The following is a 9,007-nucleotide window of genomic DNA, read 5'->3' as shown; positions in this document are numbered from 1 at the left end:
CGGGTGCACTGTGAATACATCGTTACTGGAACAGGAATTGGCGCCGCTGAACGCGCGCATCGAGGAGGTACGGGGGACGCTCTCGGACCTGGAGATGCAGATGCAGGTGGCGGAAGCGGAACTGGACATGTTTTCCGCGGACCGGGCGTGTTTCGACGCCTTGCGGGACGCCTGCGACGCCCTTGAACGTCTGGCGGCGCTGGAGGTGAAACAGCTCTTCTGGGGCGTGCTGCCGGAGATCCAGGATCCGGAGCCGCGCCTGTCCCGGATAAAAAGCTGCGTCGCCAGGTTCGACGACGAGATCCGCGGCTCGCTGGAGAGGAAGGCGGGGCTTCGGGCGCAGATGAACCGGCGCCAGGAGGAACTGGACCTCCTGCATGAGGAGATCCACGATGCGCACGCCCGGGACGAGCGGCGCGACGAGGAGTACCTGGTCGAGCGGGAAGTCTCCCCGGTCCCGGGGCACACGCTGGTGATGCCCTGGAGCGACGACGAGGTGGTCGAGCGGCGCTACCGCCGGACCATGTGCAGCTCGATGCTGCTTGCCCTGCTCCTGGCCATCGTGGTCCTCACGGTGACCCTGCCGCCGCCGGTCCGTCCCGTGATCGCAGAGGTTCCGGAGCGGTTGGCGATGATGGTCCGCAAGGAGTACCACAAGCCGGAGCCCCCCCGCAAAGCCAAGGAAGAGAAGAAGGAAGAGAAAAAGGACGAGAAGAAGGAAGAAACGGCAGGGAAAAAAGAGGAGAAGAAGCAGTCGGTGGCGCAGGATAAACCGGCGCCGGACCACCCCAGGCCGGCGGCGGTCGAGCAGGCCGCGGCGCCAAAGAAATCCCAGAACACCGGCGTTCTGGCTTTCAAGGAAAGCCTGAAGGACCTGATCGACGAGACACCGACGGCCAATCTCGGTGCGGAAGCGCGTCTGGCGAACCCGGCCAACTATGCGGCGGGACATGCCCAGGCTAGCCGGTCCCTGGTCACGATGCAGGGAGGCGGAGGCCCGAGCGGTGGCGGCTACGGCGCGGTAAGCCGCAACGTCGGCAACGGCGGCAGCGGCGGGATCGGGTCTGCCGCGGTGGGCCGCAGCATCGGCGGAGGTGGAAGCGGCCGGCTGGGACGCGGCGACGCGGGCTTTGCGCAGGTCAAAAGCGGCATCGCTGGCCCGGGAGGCGCCAAGGAGGGACGGCCTCTCAGTTCGGGCGCACGTGCGGCCCGCACCGACGAGGAGATCCAGATACTGTTCGACCGCTACAAGGCGGCGCTCTACCGCATCTACAACACCGAGTTGCGCAAGGATCCGACCCTGCGCGGGAAGATGGTGCTGCGCATAGCCATCGAGCCCAGCGGTGCCGTTTCCGCCTGCTCGGTAGATTCGACCAACATGAACGCGGCAGCGTTCTGTGACCAGATCGTGGACAGGGTCAGAAAGTTCAACTTCGGACCCAAGGAAGGCGTGCCTAAAACGACGATCCTGTACCCAATCGACTTCCTCCCCGCGCGTTGAGACGGCGGGCACCTACATCACGACCGCAAGGAGGGCAGGGTATGGGCGTAATCATCGACACGCTGATCATTGCGCTGGGCGAACCGACCATTTTGACCAAAGCGTTTCCTGGTTGCGAGATCAACAGACTTACGCCGGCGGACTCCACGATACAACGGTATCGGGTCGCCCTGAAGGACGAGGATGAACAGAGCTACTTCGATTTCCTCCAGGACAACTGCATGGCCATGACCTCGAACCGCTTCTATTTCAGGATGAAAAGCGACAAGTCGTTCGCAGACAGGATGAGGGGGCGCTTTGCCGGCAACTGCGGCAGAAAGTAAAACAACAGCCCGAGCAAGGGCGACAGGAGAGATAAGGATGCCTTACCGATTAACCGTCGGCGACTGTGCCGATCACCATCGACAGATGCGGCAGCCGACATGGCAGGAGGTAACGGGATGATGCTGACGGATATACTGATTTTGGACCAGGAAGAGCTGAAGCTCGTGCGCGACAAGTACATCGACTGCAAGTTGGATAAGTTGAGCCCCAGTGACAGCATGATCCAGCAATACCGCATCACCATCGACGTGGACAATGAAAACTCGTACTACAACTTCCTGCTGGACAACTGCATCGCGATGTCGTCTCACAACTTCTATTTCAGGGTTAAAGTCGACACAATATTTTTTGAAAGGATAAGGAGGAGAAGACTGGCATGACAATTACGAGAGCACTCAAGCAGATCAGCACGCTCGCCATCCTTGCGGGGACCCTTTCCCTCGCATCGGGCGTGGCCATGGCGGAAACCATCAAGGGAAGAGTCGGCGTCAGCGGCAGGATAGGATTTCAGGTGCCCGCCGACAACGAAGCGGAGTTCGGCTGGGGGAACAACAAAACGGACACAGGCTTGGTCGGAGGCGGCGGGCTCATTTACGGCATAGACGGCAACTGGGCGGCGGAAGTGGATCTCAGCCACTCGAGCTTCGACTCCGATACCGGCGATTTCGGAGTTTCCGACATCTCGCTCGGCGCACAGTACCGTTTCAGGGTCCCTGACCGTAAGGTCGTCCCCTACCTCGGAGCGGGCCTCGATATCCTGATCACCGACTACGATCCCTACGATGGGGCCTCACTCGATGTCGACACCTGCTTGGGAGCCCACGTCAAGGGCGGTGTCGATTACTTCGTCACCAGGGATCTGGCCCTTACCGCCGAGGCCAAATTCGTCCTTGCCCCCGATACCGACATCACCTACCAGGGGCTCCACACCGGCGACTTCGATCCCTCCAGCTTTTCCGGGACGATCGGCGTGCGTTATTTCTTCAATTGACGGACAACTGAGAGCATTTCGGAGGTACCACTATGAGACGCATCATTTTCCTGCTGGCGTTCTGCGTTTTCATCCCGACTGCCGCCTTTGCCGGCGGACTGGAGGTTTTCCTCTCCAACGTGAACGTCCAGGCCCGGGCCGATCTGCCCGGCTTTTCGCTGGGACTCAGCACCCAGTTCGGGGTGCCGGTGACCCAGGTCCAGGCGGTGATCAGGTCCGTACCCGAACCGGCGGACGCTTTCATGGTCCTGCAGCTCGGCCAGATGTCACACCGGCGGCCGGAGTCCGTACTGGCCATCTACCAGCCCAACAGGAAGAAGGGATGGGGAGCCATCGCCAAGGAACTCGGCATCAAGCCCGGGTCGCCCGAATTCCATGCCTTGAAGAACGGGGACCTGCACTTCACCGGAGGCAGCGCCGAACGCGGAGGGGGGCGCGGCGACGGTCCCGGCAACGGTCACCGCGGCGGGCACGGCAGGGGGCACAACAAGTCTTGATTCGGCCCAGAAGTGGCGGCGTTCAGCCCCGCTGCTGTCGGCCCGTTTAAGGAGACGCAATGAAAAAAGGTATCGTGACTGTAGTGGTGGTTGGCAGTTTCGCCAGCATTTGCGGCTGCAAAAAGGAGGGGCCCACGCAACGCGCCGGTAGGGAGGTCGACAAGGCGGTGGAGAAGATCGCCGGGGAACTGGGAAAAGCAGGGGACCACATGGACGAGCTTCTCAAGAAGGTGGGCCCGTAACGGGGGAGGAGCTCTCCGCCATCAATATCTGTCCGGCACCTGCAGCCGAGCGCACGTGGTGAAGAGAATAGAGTACTTGCAAGGGTGAGCGAAGCGGGTGTGTCGGCGATTTCCGGCGCACCCGCTTTCAACTTTATTATCGAGGAGCGGCAGGTGGGACGGGGTATCAAGCCACCATGCGACGCCGAAACCAAAACGCCACGTTCACCAGAGCGATCATCACCGGCACTTCCACCAACGGTCCGATCACCGCGGCGAATGCCGCACCGGAATTGAGGCCGAACACCGCCACGGCGACGGCGATGGCCAGTTCGAAGTTGTTGCTGGCGGCCGTGAAGGCAAGCGTAGTGGTCTGGGCGTAGTCGGCACCGAGCTTCTTCCCGAGGTAGAACGAGACCAGGAACATCACCACGAAGTAGATCAGCAGGGGGATGGCGATCCTGACCACGTCGAGAGGGAGCTGCACGATGAGGCTTCCTTTCAGGCTGAACATGACCACGATGGTGAAAAGGAGCGCGACCAGGGTGATAGGGCCGATGCGGGGGACGACTTCGCGGTGGTAGCGCTCCACCCCCAGCGCCTTCACGCCGATCAGCCTGGTGATGGCGCCGGCGATGCAGGGGATGCCCAGGTAGATGAAGACGCTCTCCGCGATCTGTTTGATGCTGACCTCGACGGCGCTGCCGGCAAGACCGAAGTAGGGTGGCAGGACGGTAATGAAAAACCAGGCATAGACGCTGTAAAAGAGGACCTGGAAGATGCTGTTGAACGCCACCAGTCCGGCCGCGTACTCCGTGTTCCCCTTGGCGAGCTCGTTCCAAACGATCACCATGGCGATGCAGCGCGCCAGGCCGATCATGATGAGACCCACCAGGTACTCCGGCTTGTCCGGGAGGAAGATGACGGCGAGCGCGAACATCAGTACCGGACCGATCACCCAGTTCTGTACCAGGGAGAGGCCGAGCACCTTCTTGTTCCTGAACACCTCGGGCATCTCCTCGTAGCGGACCTTGGCGAACGGCGGGTACATCATCAGGATGAGGCCGCAGGCGATCGGGATGTTGGTGGTGCCGACCTGGAAGCGGTTGATGAAGGACTCCACCCCCGGGACCAGGTAGCCGACGGCCACGCCCGCCGCCATGGCAGCGAAGATCCAAAGGGTAAGCCAGCGGTCCAGGAAGGAAAGTCTGCGGGAAAGATGTTCGCTCACTTGCAGCCTCCGAAGTGCTCAATAATCCAGGATTTGATCTCGTCGCGCACGCGGCGGAACTCCGGCAGGACTTCCTCTTCAGTGCCGACGCAGCGCGAGGGATCGTCAAAGCCGCGGTGGCTGCGCTCGGTGCCGCCGATGTAAAGGGGACATTTTTCGTTGGCGTCTCCGCACAAGGTCACCACGTAGTCGAAGCTCTCGCCGTCGAACTCGTCGAGGGTCTTGGACCGGTGTCCGGAGATGTCGATCCCTATCTCGGCAAGCACCTTGACCGCCAAGGGGTTGACGCGGGTCGCCTCGGTACCGGCCGAGTAGGCCTCGAACCCGCCGCCGAGGCAGTGGTTCGCCAGCCCCTCTGCCATCTGGGATCGGCAGGAGTTGTGGGTGCAGAGGAAAAGGATCTTTTTTTTGGCCATGGTTGCCTTTCCAACAGGTTTTGAGGTATCTGTGAAGCCATTTTTTTAGCGCCAAACCGGAATATAGTCAACACCAGATGCAGAGTCCTTTAATCCTGGTGTATTTCCAGCTTGTATCCAAAGCCGCGCACCGTCTTTATCAGATCTCCGGCTGCTCCCATCTTGGTGCGCAGGCGCGTTATGTGGGTGTCCACCGTTCTGCTGTCGTCGACGAAGTGGTAGCCCCATACGTCGCGTAACAGCGACTCCCGGCTCTGCACCCTGCCGATCCGCCGCGCCAGCGTCTGCAGGAGTTTGAACTCGGTTCCGGTGAAGGCGACCTCCCGGCCATTGACCGTCACCTGGTGACGCTCGACGTCGATGCTGAGCGGTCCGAGCTTCAGCGTTGACCGTGGCTCCGTTTCCCTGCGGCTGCGCCTGATCACCGCCTTTACGCGCAGCATAAGCTCCCGCGTAGAGAACGGTTTGACGACGTAGTCGTCCGCTCCCACCTCGAACCCGACCACCTTGTCGATCTCCTCTCCCTTGGCGGTAAGCATGATGACGGGAGTCTCGCAGGTTCTTTCCGACCTCTTGATGTTTTTGCAGACCTCCGTCCCTGGCATGCCGGGTATCATCAGATCCAGCAGGACGAGGTCGGGTTGGCAGTGGATGGCACTTGCGAGACCCTCGGCGCCGTCGTAGCTCACCTGGGTCTTGAAACCCTCTCTTTCCAGGTTGAAGGCAAGCAGGTCCGCGAGGTCCCGCTCATCCTCGATGATCAGTATCTTCTGCATGGCACTTCCTCTGTTCACAGCAGCCGCAGCGCCCCACCTTCAGGCAGGGCGCTCCGTCAGCACTCGATCTTGTGGTCTACTGTGCCACGTTGATGCTCTTGATGGTCTTCTCGACCTGGCTGGACCAGGTGTCGGGGAGCGGGGTGTAGTGCAGCGTGGAGGTCATTTTCTCGGCCTTTTTCAACTGCCAGGTGAGGAATTCGACCAGTTTCCTCCCTTTGACCGGGTCCTTCTGGTCGCGGTACACCAAAAGCCAGGTGAGCCCGACGATGGGATAGGCGTCCTTGCCGGGCTGGTTCACCAGCGACAGGCGGTAGTCCGGTTCGGCGCCAACCTTCACCTTGACGCCCTTCATCCCCTGCACGGCGGCCGCCCTGGTGGAAAGCATGGTCGGCTTGACGAACCTGCCGGCCCTGTTCCTGAGGGCGGCTGTGTCCAGGTCGTTTTCCAGCGCGTAGGCGATCTCCACGTAGCCGATACTGTACGGGACCTCCCTGATCTTCTTGACCAACGCGCTGCTCCCTTTCGCCCCTGTTCCCGCCGGCCAGACGACGGACGTTCCCCTGCCGACCGTGCTCGCCCAGGATGGGTCCACCGAGCTCAGGTAGTCGGAGAATATGCTGGTGGTCCCGCTTGCGTCGGAGCGATGCACCACGATGATCTCTTTGCCTGGCAGCCTGAGCTGTCGGTTCTCCCTGGCGATAAGAGGGTCGTTCCACCTGGTGATCCTGCCCAGGTAGATCCCCGCGAGGGCGTGCGGCGTCAGCTTGAGCCCGGTGGCGACGCCGGGGATGTAGTAGGTGACGGCAACGGCGCCCATGACAGTTGGGATGTGCAGCAACTGGCCAGGTGCATCCTTCAGTTCCTGGTCCGAGAGAAACTTGTCCGAGGCGCCGAAGTCGACCTCGCGGGCGAGGATCTTTCTGATCCCCTCGCCGCTCCCCTGTGCCTCGTAGCTGAAACTGACGCCCGGGTCTTCGGCCTGGTAGTCCCTGAACCACTTGCTGTAGAGGGGGTGCGGGAAGGTTGCGCCGGCACCGGTGAGCGTCGTTTCCGCCTGGGCGGAACCGGATAGCGCCGAGAAGGTCAGGGCAACGACGAGGATGCCCTCAAGCATTCTTTTCAACATGTTGTGCTGTCTCCTTGATGTTTCGCGTCATATCGACCCTGTTCAGTATCATGGTTAGCAGCCGAGCCCGGCCTGCCTTTGTGGTGTGCCCCTCCTCGTCGGTCTCTCATGCCCGTACGTCGCAAAGCTTTTGTGACACGCGGCACAGCACACTTCATTCTCCCTGGCTCTCACCCAAGGGGTCACGTTCTTGGTGTCGCACCAGTCGCAGTACCAGATATAGCTGTCTCCTACCGCCATGAGCTCCATCATTGATCTCCTTTTCTTTCTCTCTTTTTTGGTGCCCAGGGTAGCGCGCTCATGTTGCAGTCGTGTTGCAATCAGGTGAAATGAAAACGAAGAATGGGTGTTCTGCCGGTGCTGTTTCGCATGTTGATAAAGCGGCCGGCACTGTGGATTCGTTTCCGCGATGTAACATGACTGCCTCGGGACAACCGTCGCCCGGATGGGGGGCGTGACCTGTAACAGGTTGGAATCATGAGCCGCAGGAGAAGAGGGGGGCGAACTGTCGGCGGTGGGCAAGGATCGGCCGTTTTAAATTGTGACAATGCGGCCCGCGTGGATAACCCAAGCAGCGCGCCTGACGATTGACAGGGAATTTCCCTTTGGGGATAATTCGTAAACCGGCCGAAGCGGACGGGGACGTTTTCAGAGCAGTGGGAGGATGCCATGCGCGAACGTGACTACTACGATTACGATGAAGAAGATCCCTGGGAAGGGGTGCGACTCTCAAAGGTAGCGATCCGGGCGCGGGCGACTCTCATCTTTTATACCGCGCTGGTTAGTGCGCCCTACGTCGCCCTGGTGGCACTGGGAGGTTACCTCAGCGGCCTGATGTCCCACGAGGTACTGGGAGTCACCTGTTACAACGCCATGATTTCAATCATCTTCTTCTTCGACACCCTGAGAAACGCGGCGCACGACTGCTTCGAGAGGGCCCAGGCGGAGGGGTTGGTGACCTGCAGGGAAGGTATCCCGATCATCGACCCGAGCTACCCGCACCGTCGCCTGGCCAGGCTCGCCTTCGCCATCCGTGGGCGCATGGTGCGCGTAGTGCAGAAGTGATCGAGAGGAGGGGAGTACGGAAACACAAAAAGGCCGGTCGTAGAGACTGGCCTTTTTGATTTGGGGACGGCGACAAGATTATTTACCCGAGGACTTCTCGATCTCCCTTCCTCCGCTTTGCAGGTCTTCGCCAACCCCCTTGACGGTGTGGCAGCCAGCGAGGATCCCGATGCAGGTCAGAGCAAGGAAAGCAACAGCAGCAATTTTGCGTTTCATGGTCATTCTCCTTTTTTGGGTTGCCCAGCGATCTCGGACGTTTGCTGGTTTCCGTTAATGTTGCATGATACCCGATGCGGGAGGATTTAGCAAAGGAGCGGGCGCGGGATGTCGCGAGCGCGTAACTCGCCGCCGCATTTTTCCTTGCGGTCCCAAGACCTTAGCTTGCCGTAGTCGCGGTTATCTTTAAGAGGTGCCAGTTAAGCCCATGAAGACGGCAGTCAAGTGCGAGGCGGTGGCAGTCAAGCTCCTTGGAGACGCCTTCCGGACTTATGGCAGGCTGCATTTAAAAAAACGAGGTCGTAGTTAAGAAAAGTGAGACCGTTGTTAAGAAAAAGCAGGTCGTGTTTAATTTAAACATGGTCGTAGTTAATTGAAATGCACCAGCTCATTAATTACAGCTCCGTTTTTCAGGCCTGAAAAGGGTGGGACTTGACCAGGTGAAGACGTGCTTGCGGAAAAATGGGGGGTGAATAAGCGGAAGAGGGGGGCTTCGATTTAAAAAAAGGCGTGCATGGCATGAGTGAGCCCTCGCTTTTGGTTTTTGCAGACCTTCTTTTGTTTAAATACACCCCTACATTAGAAAAAGCATGCCCGCTTTATTTTCTAGCGACCCTTCCATTAGTAAATGCAGCTCTGG

The 9,007-nt window shown here is 59.9% G+C and carries 12 protein-coding genes; 7 read left to right on the top strand and 5 right to left on the bottom strand.

Going from position 1 to position 9,007, the window contains the following annotated elements; translation table 11 throughout:
* Positions 1 to 10 precede the first annotated feature (10 nt).
* From KP003_RS17315 to KP003_RS17290, 6 genes are all read left to right on the top strand, one after another.
* Positions 11 to 1,501: an AgmX/PglI C-terminal domain-containing protein gene (locus tag KP003_RS17315; RefSeq protein ID WP_239027566.1), complete on the top strand. Its 1,491-nt coding sequence runs from the start codon at positions 11 to 13 to the stop codon at positions 1,499 to 1,501.
* A gap of 41 nt (positions 1,502 to 1,542) precedes the next feature.
* Positions 1,543 to 1,824: a hypothetical protein gene (locus KP003_RS17310; protein WP_216789325.1), complete on the top strand. Its 282-nt coding sequence runs from the start codon at positions 1,543 to 1,545 to the stop codon at positions 1,822 to 1,824.
* 117 nt (positions 1,825 to 1,941) lie between these two features.
* The gene (locus KP003_RS17305) at positions 1,942 to 2,205 is read left to right on the top strand and encodes a hypothetical protein (protein ID WP_216789324.1); all 264 of its coding nucleotides are present in this window, start codon (positions 1,942 to 1,944) and stop codon (positions 2,203 to 2,205) included.
* Positions 2,202 to 2,816 carry a porin family protein gene (locus KP003_RS17300; RefSeq protein WP_216789321.1) on the top strand — a complete coding sequence of 205 codons (615 nt, stop codon included), beginning with the start codon at positions 2,202 to 2,204 and terminating at the stop codon, positions 2,814 to 2,816. The genes KP003_RS17305 and KP003_RS17300 overlap by 4 nt, the downstream gene beginning before the upstream one ends.
* Positions 2,817 to 2,848: 32 nt before the next feature.
* Positions 2,849 to 3,313, top strand: coding sequence for a hypothetical protein (locus KP003_RS17295; protein WP_216497543.1), 465 nt, complete (start codon positions 2,849 to 2,851; stop codon positions 3,311 to 3,313).
* Positions 3,314 to 3,372: 59 nt separating this feature from the next.
* On the top strand, positions 3,373 to 3,555 hold the full coding sequence (locus tag KP003_RS17290; protein WP_216497544.1) for a hypothetical protein: 183 nt from the start codon (positions 3,373 to 3,375) through the stop codon (positions 3,553 to 3,555).
* Between the two features lie 166 nt (positions 3,556 to 3,721).
* On the opposite strand, the gene arsB is transcribed toward KP003_RS17290, so the two are convergent.
* The 4 genes from arsB to pstS form a co-directional block, all read right to left on the bottom strand.
* Positions 3,722 to 4,765, bottom strand: a complete 1,044-nt coding sequence (arsB, locus tag KP003_RS17285; protein WP_216497545.1) for an ACR3 family arsenite efflux transporter — start codon at positions 4,763 to 4,765, stop codon at positions 3,722 to 3,724.
* Positions 4,762 to 5,181 carry an arsenate reductase ArsC gene (locus tag KP003_RS17280; RefSeq protein WP_216497546.1) on the bottom strand — a complete coding sequence of 140 codons (420 nt, stop codon included), beginning with the start codon at positions 5,179 to 5,181 and terminating at the stop codon, positions 4,762 to 4,764. The genes arsB and KP003_RS17280 overlap by 4 nt, the downstream gene beginning before the upstream one ends.
* Before the next feature lie 89 nt (positions 5,182 to 5,270).
* Entirely contained in the window at positions 5,271 to 5,957 is a 687-nt protein-coding gene (locus KP003_RS17275; RefSeq protein ID WP_216497547.1) for a response regulator transcription factor, read from the bottom strand.
* Positions 5,958 to 6,033: 76 nt separating this feature from the next.
* Positions 6,034 to 7,086 (bottom strand): phosphate ABC transporter substrate-binding protein PstS, encoded by a 1,053-nt coding sequence (gene pstS, locus KP003_RS17270; protein WP_217300014.1) that lies wholly within the window; start codon positions 7,084 to 7,086, stop codon positions 6,034 to 6,036.
* A 669-nt stretch (positions 7,087 to 7,755) separates the two neighbouring features.
* On the opposite strand from pstS, the gene KP003_RS17265 reads away from it, so the two are divergent.
* Positions 7,756 to 8,151: a hypothetical protein gene (locus KP003_RS17265; protein ID WP_217300013.1), complete on the top strand. Its 396-nt coding sequence runs from the start codon at positions 7,756 to 7,758 to the stop codon at positions 8,149 to 8,151.
* A 78-nt stretch (positions 8,152 to 8,229) separates the two neighbouring features.
* On the opposite strand, the gene KP003_RS17260 is transcribed toward KP003_RS17265, so the two are convergent.
* Positions 8,230 to 8,367: an entericidin A/B family lipoprotein gene (locus tag KP003_RS17260; RefSeq protein WP_216497550.1), complete on the bottom strand. Its 138-nt coding sequence runs from the start codon at positions 8,365 to 8,367 to the stop codon at positions 8,230 to 8,232.
* Positions 8,368 to 9,007 lie beyond the last annotated feature (640 nt).

This window comes from Geomonas diazotrophica (assembly GCF_019063885.1).
Taxonomy (GTDB): domain Bacteria; phylum Desulfobacterota; class Desulfuromonadia; order Geobacterales; family Geobacteraceae; genus Geomonas; species Geomonas diazotrophica.
The sequence above is the reverse complement of the archived record's forward strand: the minus strand, read 5'-3'. Positions and strand labels throughout refer to the sequence as shown.

Bases quoted from the DNA above. Each gene is read 5' to 3' on its own strand.
- KP003_RS17310 (WP_216789325.1), top strand. From the start codon at position 1,543: ATGGGCGTAATCATCGACACGCTGATCATTGCGCTGGGCGAACCGACC.
- KP003_RS17305 (WP_216789324.1), top strand. From the start codon at position 1,942: ATGATGCTGACGGATATACTGATTTTGGACCAGGAAGAGCTGAAGCTC.
- KP003_RS17300 (WP_216789321.1), top strand. From the start codon at position 2,202: ATGACAATTACGAGAGCACTCAAGCAGATCAGCACGCTCGCCATCCTT.
- KP003_RS17295 (WP_216497543.1), top strand. From the start codon at position 2,849: ATGAGACGCATCATTTTCCTGCTGGCGTTCTGCGTTTTCATCCCGACT.
- KP003_RS17290 (WP_216497544.1), top strand. From the start codon at position 3,373: ATGAAAAAAGGTATCGTGACTGTAGTGGTGGTTGGCAGTTTCGCCAGC.
- KP003_RS17280 (WP_216497546.1), bottom strand. From the start codon at position 5,181: ATGGCCAAAAAAAAGATCCTTTTCCTCTGCACCCACAACTCCTGCCGA.
- KP003_RS17275 (WP_216497547.1), bottom strand. From the start codon at position 5,957: ATGCAGAAGATACTGATCATCGAGGATGAGCGGGACCTCGCGGACCTG.
- pstS (WP_217300014.1), bottom strand. From the start codon at position 7,086: ATGTTGAAAAGAATGCTTGAGGGCATCCTCGTCGTTGCCCTGACCTTC.
- KP003_RS17265 (WP_217300013.1), top strand. From the start codon at position 7,756: ATGCGCGAACGTGACTACTACGATTACGATGAAGAAGATCCCTGGGAA.
- KP003_RS17260 (WP_216497550.1), bottom strand. From the start codon at position 8,367: ATGAAACGCAAAATTGCTGCTGTTGCTTTCCTTGCTCTGACCTGCATC.